Origin of the sequence: Luteibacter pinisoli, from assembly GCF_006385595.1 — a bacterium.
GTDB classification, from domain to species: domain Bacteria; phylum Pseudomonadota; class Gammaproteobacteria; order Xanthomonadales; family Rhodanobacteraceae; genus Luteibacter; species Luteibacter pinisoli.
The window spans coordinates 2,850,637-2,868,671 of record NZ_CP041046.1 but is presented as its reverse complement, the minus strand read 5'-3'; the positions used below and the strand labels follow the sequence as shown (position 1 = coordinate 2,868,671).

Sequence of the window (18,035 nt, the reverse complement as noted above, 5' to 3'; positions counted from 1 at the left end):
GGGTGACGGGGAAAAACGAAGGGTTGCAACACCGTCTGAGGGAGCGGTGTGAGCAAACCTCGCGCGGCAAGCCGAGTGTGCTCATCGGGCTAGTCCACAGTGTTGGGGAGGGTAACCATGCAGCTTACGAAATTGGCGGTCGCCGTGCGGCGGTCACTGGTAGCAACGGGTGTCGCCTGGATGGTCGGTTACGGCGCGCCAGGTTTTGCGCAGACGGCGCCAGCGGCGGATGCGGCGCCTGCCGCAGCGCCAGCTTCCACACAGGCGGCCAAGCCCGCCAAGCCGGCTAAGCCGGCCAAGCCCGCGACCGATCCGGCCGATGCGGGCGACGACAAGAAGATCACCGACCTGGGCGGCGTGGCCGTCACCGGTCAGCTGGCGGCGCTGCAGCGCGCGCAGGCCATCAAGCAGGACTCGGTCAACGTCGTTGACTCCATCTCCGCCGAAGAGGCGGGCAAGTTCCCCGATGCCAACGTGGCCGACGCGCTTCAGCGCGTCCCCGGCGTGTCGGTGAACCGTAGTGGCGGTGAATCCAGCCAGATCGCCGTGCGCGGCTTCGGTCCCGAGTTCGTGGCCGTCACCGTCAATGGCCGGCCCATGGCCACGGCCTCCGGCTCGCGCGCCTTCAACTTCGACGTACTCCCTTCGGAAATCATCAGCGTCGCCCAGGTCAACAAGACCTCGTCGGCAGACATCACCGAGGTCGACATCGGTGGCGTGGTGGATATCCAGACCGCGCGGCCGCTGGACTTCAGCGGCTACCACGGGGCGTGGAGCGGGGCAGGCGTCAACAGCAACCTGACCGGCGACTGGAAGGGCAAGACCACGCCGAAGGCCTCGGGCCTGTTCGGCTGGACCAACGCAGACCACACCTTCGGCTGGACGGCCTCGGCGCAGTACTACAAGCGCAAGGACACCCAGCTCAATACCCAGGCCAACTCGTGGTACGCCGGCCAGGACATCAAGGTGGACCCGGCCCAGACCACGCCGACGTACACCAACGTCGCGGTGCCGGAAACCCTGGCCACCAACGTGCTGGACGAAACGCGCACCCGCAAGGGCGTGAGCGGCGCCATCGACTGGAAGCCGATCGACCAGCTGACGGTGCAGTTCGATACCCTGTTCTCCAGCTACAAGGTGGATGGCCTTGAGCATGAGTTCGGCGAATACGGCAACACCGGCGATATCCAGTCGCTGACCGTCGACCCGAACAACACGGCGCTCAACTTCGTGCGCAAGAGCTCGGGCCCGAACGTCATGGCGAACGACTACGTCATGTCGTACGCGCCCAGCTACGAAAAGAGCTATCAGAACGGCCTGAACCTCGGTTTCGACATCGACCAGGACACCAAGCTGAGCCTGGACGTTTCCAGCTCCAAGGCCTGGAACAAAGAGAGCCCGAACGGCTACTTCCTGGTGATCGGTGCCAAGAACTTCGGCACCAACCCCACCTGGACCAACGGTGGCAACAGCGAGCCGCCCAGCTATTCCAACATCCTGTCGACCACCGACATGTCCAACCTGGCGGCCCACTGCTGTAACGCAGGTTCGGGCAACAACGTGACCAACAAGGTCAACAACTACCAGCTCAAGCTGGACAAGGCCTTCCACGACCAGGTGCTTACGCGGCTGGAAGCGGGCGTGCAGTACACCAAGCAGTGGGTGAAGTCGGACAGCTGGGGCACGCCGAACGGCATCCTCTGCAACGCGTACTGCGGCTATTCGCTGAACGTGCCGCCGGAGGCCGTCGGGGCCTACGTCTACGATGCGCCGTCGAAGATCCATGGCGTGTCCTCGCCGGGCGCTCCGTCGCAGTGGATCCAGTACGACCCGCGCGCCTACCTGTCCTGGCTGGCGTCGCCGGCCGCCTACAACCAGCTTCCGGATGACAAGCGCAACGCCTTGCTGGCCGGCCTGGCGGCTAACGGTGGCACCCTCGATGCCGCGCCTAACCCCGGTAGCTACAACAACGTGGGCGAGAACGAGAAGGCGGCCTTCGCCAAGGCCGTGTTCGAAGACACCGTGTGGAACATGCCCTGGGCACTCGACGTGGGCGTCCGGTACCTCAATATCGTCTCGACCTCCACGGCGGTGAACCAGCCGCCGGTCACGTACTACGTGGACCCGAACGACACCAGCAATGCCCAGGTGACGTACGGCCCGCTGGCGCCGCAGTCGGCGAAGGGCGGCTACCACAAGTGGCTGCCGTCGATGAACTTCAAGCTGAACCTGCTGGACAACCTGATCTACCGCTTCTCGCTGTCCAAGACCCTGACGCCGCCGCAGCTGAGCAACCTGTACTACAACACCAGCTATGGCGTGCGCCCGAACTCGCTGACCATCTCGCGTGGCAACCCGCAGCTCCAGCCGTATTCCTCGCGGAACTACGACATGGGCCTGGAGTGGTACATCAACGATGCCAGCTATATCGCGGTGGAAGGCTTCTACAAGAAGGTCAGCAACTTCAGCACGCTGGTGAGCTCGCCGGTGCAGTTCCTGACCGAGCAGAACAGCGGCCAGCCGCTGACCTGGTCGCTCACCCAGCCGGTGAACCTGAACTCGTCGAACATCTACGGCGAAGAAGTCACCTTCAACTATCAGTTCAAGAACCTCCTGCCTGATCCGTTCGACGGCCTTGGCATGGCGCTGAACTACACGCACGTGAAGAGCAGCACCAACCTGAGCCCCGGCCTCATCTCGACGTCGGGCAAGTTCGCGGTGCCGGGTATCGGTGATTCGGCCAACGCCAGCCTGTACTACGAGAAGGGCCCGGTGCAGGTCCGCGCCGCGTACAACTGGCGTGGCAAGTACCTGGAGAGCATTTCCTACGGCGGCGGCGCCCAGCCGGCCACGCGTAGCGCCTACGGCCAGGTGGACCTGAGCGCGAGCTATGCGATCAACAAGCATCTCTCGGCGTTTGTTTCCGGCACCAACCTGACCCACGAGCACCTGTACGACTACTCGGTCTACCGCAACCGCTTCCTGTACGCCGAGGCGGATGGCACGATCTACACGGTCGGCCTGCGGGGCACTTTCTGATGGAGCGAATGATGCGGAATCACCTGGCAACCACTCTTCGCAGTGCGATCGTTGGCACCCTCATGTGCGCGGCGGGCATCGCCACCGCGCCCGTGCAGGCGGCCGACACCGCGGACCTGCTGCCGCAGATGGGCTTCAATAACTGGAACTCGACGCATTGCCGCGCCGAGTTCGACGAAGCCATGATCCGCGGCATCGCCGACAAGTTCGAGACCCTCGGCCTGAAGGACGCTGGCTACCGCTACGTGAACGTGGACGACTGCTGGGCGAACTGGCAGCGCGACAAGGACGGCCATCTCGTGCCGAACCCGAAGCGCTTCCCGAGCGGCATTGCGGCGCTGGCGGACTACATCCACCAGCGTGGCCTGAAGTTCGGCCTGTACTCCAGCGCCGGCACGTCCACCTGCGAGCCGCTGCAGGAAGACCGCGGCTTCCCGGGTGGCCTGGGCCACGAGAAGGACGATGCGAAGACCTTTGCGTCCTGGAAGGTCGACTACCTGAAGTACGACAACTGCAATAACCAGAAGATCGATGCGCACAAGCGCTATACCGACATGGCGGAAGCCCTGCGCAGCAGCGGCCGGTCGATCTTCTTCAGCATGTGCGAGTGGGGCGAGAACAAGCCCTGGCTGTGGGCGAGCAAGCCGCCGGTGAACGCCGGTTCGTGGCGCACCACCGGTGACATCAGCGACAACTACGCCTCGATGCTGAAGATCTTCAAGGAGAACGTGGTTCTCGATAAGTACGCGCACCTCGGCCACTGGAACGATCCCGACATGCTCGAGGTCGGCAACGGCGGCATGACGGACGTCGAGTACCGCAGTCACTTCAGCCTGTGGTCGATCATGGCCTCGCCGCTGCTCATCGGCACCGACCTGCGCACGATCAAGCCGGAAGCGCTGAAGATCCTGCTCAACAAGGATGTCATCGCCATCGACCAGGATCCGCTGGGCGTGCAGGGTCACCAGGTCCGCGATGCCGACGGCATCCACGTGATCGTCAAGCCGCTGAAGGATGGCGGGCGCGCCGTAGCCGTCTTCAACGAGGGCGATGCGGCGAAGGACGTGACCGTTGCGGCTACCGAGATCGGGCTGAAAGCGGGTGGTTCGTACACCATGCGCGACCTTTGGGCCCATACGGACGCCAAGGGTGATGGCTCGATCAAGACGAAGCTCGATCCGCATGCGACGGTGATGTACCGCATCAAGTGATGTCACGACATCGACCGGGCCAGACGGCCCGGTCGATGTAAAAAAAGCTCCTAAACGCTAATGACGTTCCACGACGTCTTTTTTGAAATCAGCCTATCCATCGCTTTGCATACCTGCTATCAAAGCGCAGGTTCTTTCGGTGCGGGTACGTTGGCTGCATGGTGAATCGACGGGTGGATGCCGGGGCAGGGGAGGCCCTGGACGAAGAGGGGATTCCTCACATCGTCGTCGTGGAAGACGATGACGTATTACGCGACAAGCTGGTGGCGCCGAGCCTTCGGGATTTCGGTTTCCGCGTGTCGGCCGTTGGCACGGCGCGCGAGCTGGATGGCGTGTTGGACCGTGACGAGCCTGACATCGTCGTGCTCGACGTGGGGCTTCCGGATGGCGATGGGTTTTCCATCGCGGAGCGGCTGTACGCGCAGTCCCGCATTGGCATCGTGATTCTTTCGGGGCGCCACACCCAGGCAGATCGCCTGCGTGGCTTATCCAACGGTGCGGACGCCTATCTGGCCAAACCGGTCGTGATGCACGAGCTCGCGGCCACCCTTCGGAACCTGATGCGTCGGCTTCGGCCGCCGTCGCGGCCGGGACCGTCTGTTCCATCCGCCGCGCCCACATGGCGCCTGGATAACCAGGGATGGTGCCTGGTGGCGCCCAGCGGCGTTTCCGTCGCGCTGAAGGCACATGAGCGCGCCATGCTCCGTGCGCTGCTCCATGCGCCCGGCGAGCCCGTGAGCCGCGAGACCCTGATCACTGCCATGGGCGGTGACGAGCAGTTCGATCCCCACCGCATCGAAGTGCTCGTCTACCGGCTGCGCAGCAAGGTGGCCCGGCATGTGGGCCTCGTGCTGCCATTAAGTGCGGTGCGCGGCAGTGGCTACGTCTTCACCATGTAGGGCGCCTCGCCGCGAGCTATCCAGCAGGCGTCCGGCTTCGGCCACCAGCATGTCCGGCGAGCACGGCTTGTGCAGGATGCCCACCGCATGCGCCTGGTAGATCGAAGGCGGGAAGTGCGAGGAGACGACCAGCAGCGGTACGTCCGGCAGGCTAACGCGGAGATCCTCGACCCAGGACGCCGGCTCGTTATCGCCGAGGCGCAGGTCGGTGATGACGAGGTTGAGGTTATGCGCGAGCTCCGAGGCCAGGCGTAGCGCCGTGGCTGCGCTGCCAGCCTCGACCACAAGATGGCCTTCCGCTTCCAGCCGCTTGCGCCACATTTCGCGCAGCACGTCCTCGTCTTCCACCAGCAGCGTGTGCACCAGCGGCCCCGCAAGGAGGTCCGAACCCGCCGGCATGGTCACGGCCGGGAGTTCGATGAAGATGGTGGTGCCGTACCCCTCCTGGCTTTCTACCGCGATCGAGCCATCACAGCCGCGGACGAGGTCGTGCACTACCGCCAGGCCCAGGCCGCTACCGGAGTGCGCGGGCTTGGTGGTGAAGAAGGGTTCGAAGACCTCGCGGCGTACGCTCTCGGGCATGCCGTGCCCATTGTCGCGGAAGGCCATGCGCACGCGGCCGCCAGAGGCGGGCGTGACGCGGATATCGAAGCTGCCGTCGGGCTGCATCGCATCGCGCGCGTTGGCGGCGATGTTCAGGATCATCAGCTCCAGCTGCTCGGGGTCGAAGCGGATGTAGCGGGCATCTTCGGAAACCTCCACGCCCAGCGTGGTCGAATGGCTGAACAACTGGCGCAGCACGTGCTTCACGTCGCGCAGGTTGCGTTTCAGGTCGATCACTTCCACGCGGGCCACGTCGCGCCGCCCGAAGCTCAGCAGCTTGCGGCTGATGGCGGCACCGCGCCGCGCCGCGGCCGCTACGCCGTACAGGGCCGAACGCAGGACGGCGGGGTCATCGCTATCCTCCCGGGCCTCGGCATAGCCCTCGATGACGCTGAGGATGTTGTTGAAGTCGTGGGCCACGCCGCCCGCGAGCCGGCCGACGGCTTCCACCTTCTGCGCGTGGATCAGCTGCTCGCGGGACTTCTGGTGGGCCGCGATCTCCGCTTCGAGCACGCGGTTGGTCTCGGCCAGGCGGATGCCGCGCTGTTCGGCGCTCCGAATGCTACCGCGCAGCGTCGAGACGCACTGGTCGAGCACCAGGGTGATCGCCAGATAGCTGAGCGCCAGGGGAAGCACGTTCACCGCGCCCATCATCGGGTGCTCCGCACCGCGCGCGGCGAAGCGCATCACATCCACGCTAGCCGCGGCAGAGAACAGCAGGATCACCGTGCCGTACAGCCGCCACAGCGCCTGTCGGCCCAGGATCAGGCCGCCCAGCACGATCGACAGCACCACGTACGTCTGGTCGAGCATGGAGCTGATTAGCCCGCGCTCCAGGTACGTGGTGACCAGCGACAGCAGCATGGCGGCGATGAAGAGGCGCGTCGCGCCTTGCACGAAGCCGCGACGAATGCGCGCCACGCCGATCCACGCCGCCAGCACCACCATCGTATCGGTGGCCAGGTCCAGCCAGTCCGCCTGCGTTAGCGGGTTGGTGAGGGCGGCGATGCGGTAGGGCCAGATCAGCGGCAGCGTCACGCCGATCATGATCATCAGCAGCTGTAGCGCCACGCCGTTGCCGCGGGCGGTGTCGTCGTTACCAGGGATCGCGCGCAGCCAGCGGACGGCCGGCCGAAGGATGGGTGTCGTCACGCGCTCTCCAACGCAAAAAAGATTCGAAGGTGCAGTTATAGGGCGGAACGCCTCGCGACTCACGCACCAAAACTGTCAACGCCGATGGTGGCATGGCGTGCGACATCCCATCGGTGAGTTTTCGACAGTTTCCGACAGTGACGGTGCGTGATCGTGCCATCGGTTTGTCATACGTTCGCCAACGCGCTGCAAGACACACGGACGACGGGTTGGGGGACCACGGGCAGGCAAGGAGCAAACGCGGCGCCACTTCAACCATATCGGGGAGATCACCGCACCATGCATTGCCTACGCTTGCGCCTGATCGGCGCACTTGCCCTCGCGACATCGCTGCCGGCCTTCGCCGCGCAGCCGTCCGCTCTTCCGCAGCGCCTCATCGGGGCGGCTACCGCGCCGCAGGCGTCCTTCGACCGCTTCATCGTCACCTACCGCGACGGCACCGCCGCGCAGGGTAGTGCACAGTCCGCGGCACAGGTCGCCGCTGTCGCCCTTGGCAAGATGAGCTTTACGACGGCCAGCGGTGCCCGTGCCGCGGCGCCGGTCGCCACGCACATGCGCAAGCTGGGTATCGGCGCGAGCCTGATCAAGCTCTCGCGCAAGCTCGACGCGACCCAGACGGCCTCGTTCCTGGCGCGCATGGCCGCGGATCCGTCGGTGAAGTCGATCGTGCCGGATCGCATGCGGCACGCGGTGAAGGACCTGCGCGCGGACGATGCCTTCGTCCCTGACGACACCTACTACCTGAAGGACCAGTGGCACCTGCGCGCGCCGGACGGCACCGCCGACACCGATGACGCCGTGCCGAACTTCGGCGGCTCGAACGTCGCGGGCGCGTGGTCGCTGGCCGATGGCAGCGGCATCACCGTCGCCGTCGTCGATACCGGCATCACCGCACACCCGGACCTCGATACCTCGCTGGCGGACGCCGGGTACGACTTCATCACCGATCCGTTCGTCTCCGGCCGTGCCGATGAGGGCCGCGTCCCCGGCGGCTGGGATACGGGTGACTGGACCACCGAGGAACCGTGGTCGGACAACTGCCTGATGGAACCCAGCTCCTGGCATGGCACGCATGTGGCCGGCACCGTCGCCGAGCTGACCAACAATGCGCTGGGCATGGCCGGCGTCGCGTACCACGCCAAGGTCTTGCCGGTGCGCGTGCTGGGCCATTGCGGTGGCTACGACAGCGACATCGCCGACGGCATCCTCTGGGCCGCCGGTGGCCATGTCGACGGCGTGCCGGATAACACGCATCCCGCCCAGGTGATCAACATGAGCCTGGGTGGCCAGGGCCAGTGCAGCGCCGACGACCCGATGGGCCAGGCGATCGCCGGCGCGAACGCGCTGGGCGCCGTGGTTGTCGTGGCCGCGGGTAACTCCGGTGACGATGCGACGTACTACTCGCCGGCCAGCTGCCCGGGTGCGATTACCGTGGCCTCGGTCGGCATCAGCAGCCGCCTCGCGTTCTATTCGAACTTCGGCAAGCCTGTCGCGGTGGCGGCGCCGGGTGGCGGTGTCTACGTCAACGATGCCAGCAGTGGCCTCAGGGCGTCCTCCGGTTTCGTGTACCAGGCGCTTAATGCAGGCGAGACGGTAGTCGGTGATCCGACCTACGGCGGTTACGCGGGTACCTCGCAGGCCACGCCGCACGTCAGTGGCACCGTGGCACTGATGCAGAGCGCGCGCCTTGCCTCCAGCCAGCCGCTGCTGAGCCCGGCCCAGGTCCTCGCCGTGCTGAAGCAGACCGCGCACAAGCCGAAGATCGCGGTACCTGCGGCGACGCCGGCCGGTGCAGGCATCGTCGATGCGGGCGCCGCCGTGCAGATGGCGGTACTGGGTGACAGCTATACGCCGCAGCTGAGCAACGGCGCGTTGCTGACCGGCGTCAGCAGCTTCGCCGGCGTGTCCACGTACTACAAGATCGACGTCCCCGCGGGCGCACGCAGCCTGGTGATCCGCACCTTTGGCGGATCGGGTGACGTCACGCTGCAGGTGAAGGTGGGCGATCGCCCGGCCGATGCCAGCTACGACTACGTCTCCGCCCATGCCGGCAATGCCGAATCGGTCGTGCTCGCGCGCCCGGCGGCGGGCACGTATTTCCTCCGCGTCCTCGGCGTCAAGGATGCCCAGAACCTCAGCGTGCAGGCGAGCTTCATCGCCCCCTGATCCCTTCTACTACGGAGTTTTCGATGAACCGCATTTCGACTTCCCGCGTGCGCCCCGTGCTGGGCGCCCGGCGCACGCTTGTTGCCGCTGTTGTGCTCGCCCTGGCCTGCGGCAGCGTGCAGGCTGCCGCACCCCTGACCACCGCACCGCGTCTGGGCCCCTCACAGCGCGTGCTTTCCGCCGCCGATGTCACGACCTCGGGTTACTTCGCCTCCAACGGCGCAGGCGATGGTAGTGATGACGCCTACGCAGACGGTTACCACAGCGTGGCGGTGGGCGCGAACGCGCTGGCCAGTAGCGACGACGCCACGGCGATCGGTTCGGGCGCGGTGGCGTTCGACACCGGTAGCACGGCTGTGGGCACCGGCGCCATTGCGCAGGGTGCGGGTAGCCTCGCGCTCGGTCAGTCCGCGAACACCGCCGGTGACTATGCCAGCGCCATCGGTTTCGGCGCTTCGGCGTCGGGCACCAATGCGATGGCCATGGGCACGGGCGCCACGGCGGGTAACGCCGGCACCATCGCCATCGGCGGCGTGGCCGTGGATAGCGGCGGTACGCCGATCAGCGACCAGGTGACCACGGCCGCGGGTAACCTCGCGATGGCGTTTGGCGCGAGCGCCCAGGCCCAGGGCGACGAAGCCGTGGCGATTGGCGCGTTGTCCGGCAGCTATGGCTTCGGTTCGCTCTCGGTGGGTAGTGAAGCCGCCGCCATGGCGGACAACGCGACCGCGATCGGCACGGCGGCGAGCGCCACGGGCGAAAGCTCCACCGCCATCGGTGGTCCGTCGCAGATCTTCCCGGGCCTGTATGACCTCACCCAGGCCACCGGTTTTGAATCGACGGCGATTGGTGCGGCGGCCATGGCCCTGAACGACGGCGCCACGGCAATCGGCGGCCATTCGCGTGCGGAAGGCAACGCGAGTATTGCCATCGGTACCTACTCGTACGCACAGGAAGCGAACAATACGGCGATCGGCTACAACGCCGCCGCCACGGGTGTGAACTCCATCGCGATTGGTGGTGATGACCGTTCGTCGACCTGGGCTTACGGCACCAACAGCGTCGCCATCGGTGACCTGGCCATGGCCAAGGGCGATGAATCCGTCGCGCTCGGCCACTTCGCCAGCGTGGGCTTCGATGGCGCCAACAGCGTCGCGCTGGGCATGAACTCGGCCACGGACGAAGTCGGCGTGGTGACGGTGGGTAGCGACGGCACGATGACCAATCGCTATGGCGAGAAGATCCCGGCCTTTACCCGTCGCATCACCAACGTGGGTGCGGGCGTCGGCGCGACCGATGCCGTGAACGTCGGCCAGCTCGAAGCGGCGATCGGCCAGGTGAGTGTGGGGGATTCGGCGGTGAACGCGGCCTTCGCCAGCGCCTTCGGTGGTGGTGCGCAGATGGGCCTTACCGGCTTCGTGCCGCCTGCGTACGCGATCCAGGGGACGAGCTACAGCAACGCGGGCGATGCGTTTGCTGCCGTGGATGGCGTGCTCGACAGTGCACTGCGCGGGATCGCGGATATCCGCAACCAGATGGGCAGCCTGCCGGGCGGCGGCTCGCCGGGCTCGGGCCCGCAGGTGCCCTCGGGCAGCGGTAACGGCCTTGCGGTGGGCGATAACAGCATGGCCACGGATCCCCGCGACACGGCTGTGGGTCACCACGCGACGATCGGCGCTGACGGCAGCGTCGCGGTGGGCAGTAATGCCACGGTGTCCGCTGCCGCCACCAATGCGGTGGCCGTCGGTGCGGATACTTCCGTGACCGCTGCCTCGGCCACGGCGATCGGGCAGGGCGCATCGGCGACGGCACAGAACAGCGTCGCGCTCGGCGCCGGCTCCGTCGCCGACCAGGCGAACACGGTGTCGGTGGGTGCCGCCGGCAACCAGCGCCGGGTGGTAAACGTCGCCGCGGGCACGGCGCCGACCGATGCGGCCAATGTCAGCCAGGTGGACCAGGCGCTGGCTACGGCCAAGTCGTACGCCGATACCGGTGATCAGCAGACCCTGGCGCGGGCCAACGCGTACACCGACAGCAAGATCACCAACGGCGTCAGCCGGGCCGACTTCGACACCTTCCGCAGCCATGTCGACGACCAGTTCCACCAGGTGAACCAACGCCTCGACCGCGTCGGCGCCATGGGCACGGCGCTGTCGCAGATGAGCATGAATACGTCGGGGCTTTCCGGCGAGAACCGCGTCGGCGTGGGTGCCGGGAACTACGGCGGGCAGTCAGCCGTGGCCGTGGGGTACCAGCGGGCGTTCCATCAGAACCGGGCTAGCGTTTCGATTGGGGCGTCGAGCTCTGGGTCGGAGAGTACGGTGGGGGTGGGTGCGGGTATTAGCTGGTGATGCGCTCGAAGCAGCGGCCCTCATGGGTCGCTGCTTCAGTAGCGGAAACGTTTCTATTCAAGTCAGCTTGGCAGCAGCGATCTTCACCGTGACATCAATGGGTGAAGCTGCCCGAGCCAGGCCCTTGGTCCCCACCTTGAGCTGGACGTCGCTTCCGAGCTTGGCCTTCATAGTGGGCTCGGCACGGAGCGTCCACTCGCCATGGGCCTGGTCGAAGACCATCAAGTGGATGTCGACGACACCCTTGTCGGGGGTAGGGGCAACGGAAACTACCAGGCGAACAGCGGCCTCTGCCGGAGAGCCGGGAGGCGTGATGGTCAAATCCGCGTTTAGATCGGCCTTGACCTGGATGCTGGGCTGGCCAATGACGATGCCGCCACGTGATACGGATAGGTCGACCTTGAAGCCGTCGGCCGCCTCAGCCCCGAAGGATGCGACGCTCGCGACGAGGGCAGCGCAGGCGATGAGCTTTCTCAGCATGATGAAACTCCCTAGGTTGGTCCCCCGCCCGTGAGAGGGCTGAACGATCGTCCGCTGACTTATGCGGAAGGTCAACCACAAATGGATGACGTCTTATGGCCCTGGAGTCTAAGCGCCGGAGCCGCTGGATCGGAATTTAGGAAGGTGACTGTCGACATGTTCCCGCAGTACGCTCGTAACTCGATGAGCCCGAGCTCGCTGATCCTCAGATATACCGTGGACGGAAAGCCGCGGCTTCAGCTTCAAATGTGCGATCGATTCACAAAGCGATGAGGAATCATGGCAACAGTCGAGCAGTACTATCAGGAGATGGGCGGCGCCGCCCGTGCATTGGCTCAGAATGCGAGTGGGCGGATTGCGTTGCTCGCTCACGCTGAGGACGGGTTCATTACGGTCACTCTGTTCTATATCGAGAGGGGGAATCCTCAGATTCGCTGTGTTTTCCCGCCCGAACCCGTAGTGAAGAATGTCTACGATTTTTGGGAAGAATGGGGTCGTAGCGAAGGCGATAAGCCTTGGATGATGATGTGCCTTATCATTGACAATGACGACTTCACCATCGACTTCCTTTATCCCGACGAATTCGAGGATGGTTTTCCGGGTCCTGATGACGAGGCTCGGTTGCTAACGCGCTATTTCGGAAGTGACGATGTGGACAGATCGAATCCGGATGTCGAGATATGACGGTGTGTGTATTTGGCAGCGTTGATAGAGCACATCCTCGTTGATGCGTTGCCGAGAAACCTGCGCACCGGCCAATAGCTCAAGTGGCTTTTGGCATGTGTCGTAGATGCGCCGTACTCTGGGGGATCAATGAAATTGATGATCGAAAAGGCTGACATCCGTCTCGACGATGAGATGATCGCAGCGGTGCAGTCCTCGCTATCGGTTCAATTTGCGCGGGCCTTTGTCATGTTCGTCAAGGACCACGACGGCGTCGTGCCACCGAACAACTCATTTCGCATTTCCAGCAAAAATCATTCGGGGGTTACCCAGTTCATCGCCTTAAGCGACATATCTAGACAAGCCGAGTTCCTGTCGCCGAGCGTCACAAGAGCGTTCTTCCCTTTTGCGTTCGCGGAGGGCGGAAATTTTGTTTGTATGGCGCGGTCAGATGATGCCGCCGTCTATTTCTATGATCATGAAATAGACGGGATGGCTGCTCTCACTAGGATCGCCAAGTCTTTTGAGGAGTTCATGGGCGCACTGGAGCTGTTTGACGTCGCGTCGGTTGTACTCGCGCCAGGGCAGGTCATATCGGTTTGGATTGATCCGGACTTCCTGAGCGACCTTAAGTCTTAGATGGTGCCCCGACACCGGCCAGCTTGGCCTTCATGGTGGATTCGTTACGGAGCGTCCACTCGCCATTGGCCTGGTCGAAGACCATCATGTGGACGTCGACGACACGCTTGTCGGGGGTAGGGTCAAAGGAAACCACCAGGGCAGATCCAAACAACACGGTTAATGCACAGTTCCAGCGAGTTTTCTATGAAGGCAACTACACGACGCGTCCGAATGAAATTCAGGTGATACGTAGCGTGAATGGACAGGCTCCAGTGACGACGATCCTCCTCAATCAACCGGGTGGTTACAGATGTTTAGTGACGCGATCGAGTGCTACGAGGCAATGGGGAAGGCTTTGACTTCAAGCGCACGTCCCCCTTGGACTCGTATCTTGGTTGATGCGAGCCTTGAAGGGAGTCGTGTAGACGCCGTTGTTTCTTATTGGAATGGCCAGACTGATAAGCCAGCGGGATATTTGACCGGCGTACCGATGCTGGCTCGTTACGTTTACGAGCTCGCCCGACTCGTCCGCGACGAAGAGAAGGGGTTCTTTAAAAAGTGTCATTTCGACCTTCGTAGCGATGGGAAATTTAATGTTGAATTTGAGTACTGAGTCCAGCGCCTTTTGAGAGAAGCGCCCGCGTTGCGCGGGCGCTTCTTTTTGTGATGATCTTGGGTTCACCGGCGGAGTGGCTGTTTGGCGAACGTTCTACGGAAAGCAGGAACGGCCATCTCAGTTCCACATGCACGTAGACCGTTGCGCCATGTCCTTCGAGTCCGTGGGCGTCCGGCCCGACGGCGTGCGGACTGATACGCCTTCCGCGCTAGCAATCGTCGATGGGCAGGCATCGCCCACAAAAAAGCCGCCGAAGTGAGCTGAACACTCAGGCGGCCGGATTGGCGGAGATGGCGGGAGTCGAACCCGCGGCTACGCTCAAAGAATCAAAAGTTTGCGTCGTGCTCGGACGAAAAACGGACTGTTCAGGGGATGCTGAAGCGGACTTCTTTCGGGCTTGCACCTAGCAGGTTTCCAACGGCGAACCATTCGGACCCGTCCGGCCGATCTGAGCCAAAGAGCCATAGTTCGCCTATGTTGAGGTCAGACAGGTCGAGCTCGTTTAGGACCAGCTCGACTCGGCGATTGATGTGCACACCGACGACCAGGTCGCGGGACGACCGGTACTTCGCCTTGAGTTTATCGAGCTCGGCTTGCAGGGTCGCCTGGCCGTTCAGATGGCTCGGGACCAGTTCCTTCATTTGCAGTGGGACGTAGTGGATCGTGCCGTCGATCCGATAGCCGGCCACGAAGTCATAGTCGTCGGCTTCTGATTGAGCAAGGTGGACGGGAACGTCGAGCACCTGAGCCACGCCATAGCATAGGATTGCCGCCTGGCGCAGCTCGAGGAGCGGTTTCAGGTCCCTTGTTCGAAGGTTTCGCACCTTCGCCGGCAATTGCTGTAGCTGAGGATGTCGCTCGACGTCGGCGTAACCCGTCAGGATTGCGGCCGCGTCTCGAAACTGCAGCGTTTGCCACCCGCGTAGGCGGATCTCATGGTTGGCCAACCCCATTCTCCGGAGCCTCAGTTGCCGCCCATGGTGCCGCAACCTTGTTCCCCGCGTCAGGGGCGATCGAGGGGATCCAGCGGCCGTACACCTTGATGATCATGGCCCAGTCTTTGTGGCCCATCATTGTTGCCACCCAAACCGGGTTCTCGTCGGCAGATAGTAGTGTCGACGCGAACATGTGTCGGGTCTGGTATGGGAACCCCCTAAAATTTCCGCGCGGACACCCGGGTTCTTCCGGGTATCACGAAAGGGTGTTCCCTAAAAAAAGAGGATAAAACGGCGCTGCAAAGCCCTTGTTCACCTGACTCGAAATCTGCACGGCTCCGTACTCCGAATCGCTACGAACCGCTCGAGCTGAACTCGATAAGTTTTTGAGCGAGCTCATCGAGCGACGCCTTCATGCGCATCGCTACGGACCCTAATGCCAATCGTCGGCCGTTGTTTTTCTTCTCTGTGAGCACGCCTTCGGAGTGCATCTTCTGAAGGATTTCCAACTGCTGCCGGAACTGGCGCTGGAGCAGCATGAACTCCGCTAAGGAGGCCGCTATATGCGGTGGAAACTGTCCAGCCTGGAGGCCAGCAGCGCGCACCAGCGGAGTTGGATCTTCCGGAAGAGACGAGTAGGTAATGGTGTCCCAGTTGTGTTCCTGGTCGTGCTCCTGCGCGGCATCGACTTGCTGGTCGAAGAGCATCCGCGAAGCCACAAGTTCTGCCGCGGCAGCACCGGCGAGATTTCTTAACGTCTCTCGCGCCTTTATGCGGTCCATGTAGCGCGAGGTCCAGAGGGCAATCACTGCACCCGTCAGCGTCGCGCCAATGGTCTTTAGAAAATCGAGCCACGGCGTCCAAGCGCTAGAGGCATCGGAAACTAGCTTTACGACCAGGTCTGGATTGACCATTTTCCCTCCGAAAAAATGGACCAAAAACGGACCAACCGTACCCCATCCACCCCTTTCCAGCCCCATCAACAAAAAAGGCCTGCAAGCGATTCAATCACTTGCAGGCCTGCATTGGTGGAGATGGCGGGAGTCGAACCCGCGTCCGAAGGCGTTTAATCTCCAGATCTACATGCTTAGCTCACCGTTAAGTCTCGTCCGCCGACAGCACGGCGTGCTAAGCGCACCGGCGGACATACCTGATTGATCTAGCGTCAGACCCACAGGCGGAGGGTCTTTCAGCGGTCTCATGATAGTGACCCTACACCGGCGAGCATGAGCACAAGACCGGTTCGGGGGTTTGGCCTTTTTTAGGGGCCGGACAGCTTAGGCGGCGAGAGCCACCGAGTTGTCACCGTAGTAGTTGTCATTGGCAACTATATGTTTTGCGGCTGGTTTAACGAGGAAAGCTGCCCCCTCGGCATGCACCAGTAGATCGCACTACCCCCGTCGAAACCAGGACATCCCCGGGGAAAACGTTGTGTGACTACGTGTAACAGTATATGGCCGGGGCAGGGCACCCACAATGGGCGTCCCTCCCGCCGGTGTGCAGGCGTTAACCCATGCGGTTATGGCTACGCATCACCCGCTGCTTATCGATAGCCCACTCGCGCTCCTTGTCGGAGTTGCGCTTGTCGTGTTCCTGCTTGCCCTTGGCCAGGCCGATCTCGCACTTCACCTTGTTCGCCTTCCAGTAGAGGGCGGTGGGGACGAGGGTGTAGCCCTTGCGCTCGACGGCGCCGATGAGGCGGTCGATCTCTTCGCGGTGCAGGAGCAGCTTGCGGGTGCGGCGGTCGTTGGCCACCACGTGGGTGGAGGCGCTGATCAGCGGCGGGATCTGGGTGCCTACAAGAAACACCTCACCGTGCTGGATGATCGCGTAGCTGCCTTCGCCGAAGTTGACGCGGCCGGCGCGCAGGGCTTTCAGCTCCCAGCCTTCCAGGGCCATGCCGCACTCGAAGCGCTGGTCAATGTGGTATTCGTGGCGCGCGCGCTTGTTCAGCGCGATGGTGCCGCCGCCTTCCTTTTCCGTGTCCTTTGCCTTCGCTTTTGCCATGTCCGCTAAAATCGCCTGAATCGGTCCCTGATACGAGGCCGGCGGGTCCGTGAGCCGGCAAAACTAAGACGAGGTCTATCCAGTGATTGAAATCCGCCGCAGTGCGATCGTGCCTTTCACGCCCGCGCAGATGTTCGACCTGGTCAATGACGTTGAAGCATACCCAAAGCGCTTCGGCTGGTGTGCCGCCGCCTCGATCATCGAGCGCGAAGGCGATGTGCTCGTGGCCCGGCTGGACCTGAAGTTCGCCGGGATGAAGCAGGACTTCACCACCCGCAACACCATGGAGCGCCCCGAGCGGCTCACCATGAACTTCGTCGAAGGCCCGTTCCGCTCGCTGGACGGCGTCTTTACCTTCCAGGCCCTGGGCGATGTCGGCTGCAAGATCGCCCTGGCCCTGGATTTCGACTACGCCGGCCTTGGCGGCTCGGTGCTGAAGATGGGTTTCCAGCAGCTCGCAAACAAGATGGTGGACGACTTCTGCGACGAGGCGCGCCGCCAGTATGGCTGAGCTGTCCGTCGAGGTGGCGTATGCCGGGCCGGAGGGCCAGGCCGTGGTCGCGCTGGCCGTGCGCCAGGGGACGACGGCGTGGCAGGCCGTGGAGCTGGCGATGCCGCGGCTGCCGGCGGGCCTTCAGGCCACCCCGCTGCGCGTGGGCATCTTTGGGAAGAAGGTCGAGCCCGGCCACGTGCTGGGGCAGGGCGACCGGGTGGAGCTTTACCGCCCCCTGACGCTGGATCCGATGGAAGCCAGGCGCCGGAGGGCAGGTAAGTAGGCTGCCTTACTTCTTGTCGTCGTCCGACGAGCCGCCGCCGAAGATGCCACCGTCGTCCTTCTTGTCGTTGGCGCTGGTGTTCTTGTCACCCTTGGCGTCTTCAATCGGGTTGGACTTGTACTTCTTCGAGTCTTCCAGCAGCTGCTGGGCATCCTGCTTGAAGAAGTCGCCCTCGGTGCGGACCAGGGTGTCGTTATTGAAGGAAAGCGTCAGGGTGCGCGTGGTCATCGGCTTGCCACGATGCGAGAACGTCGAGACATAGTCCCAGCGGTCGTTATCGAAGGGCGAGATGACCGAGGGCGTACCCAACAGGACCAGGACCTGACGCTTCGTCATGCCGGGCTGCAGCTGGTCGACGTTCTTCTTGTCGAGCAGGTTGCCCTGCTGCACGTCGGGGGTATAGACGAGGGCACAGCCGGAGACGGCCGTTGCCAGAAGGACCAAACCCAGCGTGCGGATGAGCTGCTTTTGCATGCGTTGAAGCGTCCAGATCGTGAAGCCAGCGATGATACACTA

Annotated in this window: 16 protein-coding genes and 1 other RNA gene; 10 read left to right on the top strand and 7 right to left on the bottom strand. The window is 63.4% G+C overall.

Features of this window, described 5'->3' with window-relative positions:
- Window positions 1–117 precede the first annotated feature (117 nt).
- The 3 genes from FIV34_RS12965 to FIV34_RS12955 all read left to right on the top strand — a co-directional run bounded on the left by FIV34_RS12965 (window position 118) and on the right by FIV34_RS12955 (window position 5,149).
- Window positions 118–3,039, top strand: coding sequence for a TonB-dependent receptor (locus FIV34_RS12965; RefSeq protein ID WP_139983410.1), 2,922 nt, complete (start codon window positions 118–120; stop codon window positions 3,037–3,039).
- Between the two features lie 8 nt (window positions 3,040–3,047).
- A complete protein-coding gene (locus FIV34_RS12960; protein ID WP_246058614.1) occupies window positions 3,048–4,250 on the top strand; it encodes a glycoside hydrolase family 27 protein in 1,203 nt (400 codons plus the stop codon).
- 173 nt (window positions 4,251–4,423) lie between these two features.
- Window positions 4,424–5,149: a response regulator transcription factor gene (locus tag FIV34_RS12955; protein WP_246058613.1), complete on the top strand. Its 726-nt coding sequence runs from the start codon at window positions 4,424–4,426 to the stop codon at window positions 5,147–5,149.
- Here FIV34_RS12955 and FIV34_RS12950 read toward each other — a convergent pair.
- Window positions 5,108–6,904, bottom strand: coding sequence for a hybrid sensor histidine kinase/response regulator (locus FIV34_RS12950; protein WP_139983406.1), 1,797 nt, complete (start codon window positions 6,902–6,904; stop codon window positions 5,108–5,110). The two genes, FIV34_RS12955 and FIV34_RS12950, sit on opposite strands and share 42 nt — an antisense overlap.
- 279 nt (window positions 6,905–7,183) lie before the next feature.
- Here FIV34_RS12950 and FIV34_RS12945 point away from each other — a divergent pair, with 279 nt between their 5' ends.
- Window positions 7,184–9,070, top strand: coding sequence for a S8 family serine peptidase (locus FIV34_RS12945; protein ID WP_139983404.1), 1,887 nt, complete (start codon window positions 7,184–7,186; stop codon window positions 9,068–9,070).
- Window positions 9,071–9,093: 23 nt separating this feature from the next.
- Window positions 9,094–11,421 carry a YadA family autotransporter adhesin gene (locus tag FIV34_RS12940; protein ID WP_139983402.1) on the top strand — a complete coding sequence of 776 codons (2,328 nt, stop codon included), beginning with the start codon at window positions 9,094–9,096 and terminating at the stop codon, window positions 11,419–11,421.
- Window positions 11,422–11,478: 57 nt separating this feature from the next.
- Here FIV34_RS12940 and FIV34_RS12935 read toward each other — a convergent pair whose 3' ends face one another.
- Window positions 11,479–11,901 carry a hypothetical protein gene (locus FIV34_RS12935; RefSeq protein WP_139983400.1) on the bottom strand — a complete coding sequence of 141 codons (423 nt, stop codon included), beginning with the start codon at window positions 11,899–11,901 and terminating at the stop codon, window positions 11,479–11,481.
- Between the two features lie 279 nt (window positions 11,902–12,180).
- Between FIV34_RS12935 and FIV34_RS12930 the strand changes: the two genes are divergently transcribed.
- The 3 genes from FIV34_RS12930 (at window position 12,181) to FIV34_RS12920 (ending at window position 13,798) form a co-directional block, all read left to right on the top strand.
- Entirely contained in the window at window positions 12,181–12,585 is a 405-nt protein-coding gene (locus FIV34_RS12930) for a hypothetical protein (protein ID WP_139983398.1), read from the top strand.
- A 129-nt stretch (window positions 12,586–12,714) separates the two neighbouring features.
- Window positions 12,715–13,203: an SMI1/KNR4 family protein gene (locus FIV34_RS12925; RefSeq protein WP_139983396.1), complete on the top strand. Its 489-nt coding sequence runs from the start codon at window positions 12,715–12,717 to the stop codon at window positions 13,201–13,203.
- A gap of 292 nt (window positions 13,204–13,495) precedes the next feature.
- Window positions 13,496–13,798, top strand: coding sequence for a hypothetical protein (locus FIV34_RS12920; RefSeq protein ID WP_139983394.1), 303 nt, complete (start codon window positions 13,496–13,498; stop codon window positions 13,796–13,798).
- 368 nt (window positions 13,799–14,166) lie between these two features.
- Here FIV34_RS12920 and FIV34_RS12915 read toward each other — a convergent pair whose 3' ends face one another.
- The 4 genes from FIV34_RS12915 to smpB all read right to left on the bottom strand — a co-directional run bounded on the left by FIV34_RS12915 (window position 14,167) and on the right by smpB (window position 16,743).
- Window positions 14,167–14,748, bottom strand: coding sequence for a hypothetical protein (locus FIV34_RS12915; protein ID WP_139983391.1), 582 nt, complete (start codon window positions 14,746–14,748; stop codon window positions 14,167–14,169).
- Between the two features lie 341 nt (window positions 14,749–15,089).
- Window positions 15,090–15,650, bottom strand: a complete 561-nt coding sequence (locus FIV34_RS12905) for a hypothetical protein (protein WP_139983389.1) — start codon at window positions 15,648–15,650, stop codon at window positions 15,090–15,092.
- 112 nt (window positions 15,651–15,762) lie between these two features.
- Window positions 15,763–16,155, bottom strand: a transfer-messenger RNA (tmRNA) gene (gene ssrA / locus FIV34_RS12900).
- Between the two features lie 87 nt (window positions 16,156–16,242).
- On the bottom strand, window positions 16,243–16,743 hold the full coding sequence (smpB, locus tag FIV34_RS12895; RefSeq protein ID WP_139983387.1) for an SsrA-binding protein SmpB: 501 nt from the start codon (window positions 16,741–16,743) through the stop codon (window positions 16,243–16,245).
- A gap of 82 nt (window positions 16,744–16,825) precedes the next feature.
- Here smpB and FIV34_RS12890 point away from each other — a divergent pair, with 82 nt between their 5' ends.
- Complete coding sequence (locus FIV34_RS12890) at window positions 16,826–17,254, top strand: type II toxin-antitoxin system RatA family toxin (protein WP_139983385.1); 429 nt, start codon at window positions 16,826–16,828, stop codon at window positions 17,252–17,254.
- Window positions 17,247–17,519 carry an RnfH family protein gene (locus tag FIV34_RS12885; protein ID WP_139983383.1) on the top strand — a complete coding sequence of 91 codons (273 nt, stop codon included), beginning with the start codon at window positions 17,247–17,249 and terminating at the stop codon, window positions 17,517–17,519. The genes FIV34_RS12890 and FIV34_RS12885 overlap by 8 nt, the downstream gene beginning before the upstream one ends.
- A gap of 6 nt (window positions 17,520–17,525) precedes the next feature.
- On the opposite strand, the gene FIV34_RS12880 is transcribed toward FIV34_RS12885, so the two are convergent.
- Window positions 17,526–17,993: an outer membrane protein assembly factor BamE gene (locus FIV34_RS12880; protein ID WP_139983381.1), complete on the bottom strand. Its 468-nt coding sequence runs from the start codon at window positions 17,991–17,993 to the stop codon at window positions 17,526–17,528.
- Window positions 17,994–18,035: the final 42 nt, after the last annotated feature.

What these genes read in the sequence shown, in the direction of transcription:
- FIV34_RS12945 (WP_139983404.1), top strand. Translation starts at nt 7,184, where the DNA reads ATGCATTGCCTACGCTTGCGCCTGATCGGCGCACTTGCCCTCGCGACA.
- FIV34_RS12885 (WP_139983383.1), top strand. Translation starts at nt 17,247, where the DNA reads ATGGCTGAGCTGTCCGTCGAGGTGGCGTATGCCGGGCCGGAGGGCCAG.
- smpB (WP_139983387.1), bottom strand. Translation starts at nt 16,743, where the DNA reads ATGGCAAAAGCGAAGGCAAAGGACACGGAAAAGGAAGGCGGCGGCACC.
- FIV34_RS12930 (WP_139983398.1), top strand. Translation starts at nt 12,181, where the DNA reads ATGGCAACAGTCGAGCAGTACTATCAGGAGATGGGCGGCGCCGCCCGT.
- FIV34_RS12960 (WP_246058614.1), top strand. Translation starts at nt 3,048, where the DNA reads ATGATGCGGAATCACCTGGCAACCACTCTTCGCAGTGCGATCGTTGGC.
- FIV34_RS12940 (WP_139983402.1), top strand. Translation starts at nt 9,094, where the DNA reads ATGAACCGCATTTCGACTTCCCGCGTGCGCCCCGTGCTGGGCGCCCGG.
- FIV34_RS12965 (WP_139983410.1), top strand. Translation starts at nt 118, where the DNA reads ATGCAGCTTACGAAATTGGCGGTCGCCGTGCGGCGGTCACTGGTAGCA.
- FIV34_RS12920 (WP_139983394.1), top strand. Translation starts at nt 13,496, where the DNA reads ATGTTTAGTGACGCGATCGAGTGCTACGAGGCAATGGGGAAGGCTTTG.
- FIV34_RS12905 (WP_139983389.1), bottom strand. Translation starts at nt 15,650, where the DNA reads ATGGTCAATCCAGACCTGGTCGTAAAGCTAGTTTCCGATGCCTCTAGC.
- FIV34_RS12925 (WP_139983396.1), top strand. Translation starts at nt 12,715, where the DNA reads ATGAAATTGATGATCGAAAAGGCTGACATCCGTCTCGACGATGAGATG.
- FIV34_RS12935 (WP_139983400.1), bottom strand. Translation starts at nt 11,901, where the DNA reads ATGCTGAGAAAGCTCATCGCCTGCGCTGCCCTCGTCGCGAGCGTCGCA.
- FIV34_RS12880 (WP_139983381.1), bottom strand. Translation starts at nt 17,993, where the DNA reads ATGCAAAAGCAGCTCATCCGCACGCTGGGTTTGGTCCTTCTGGCAACG.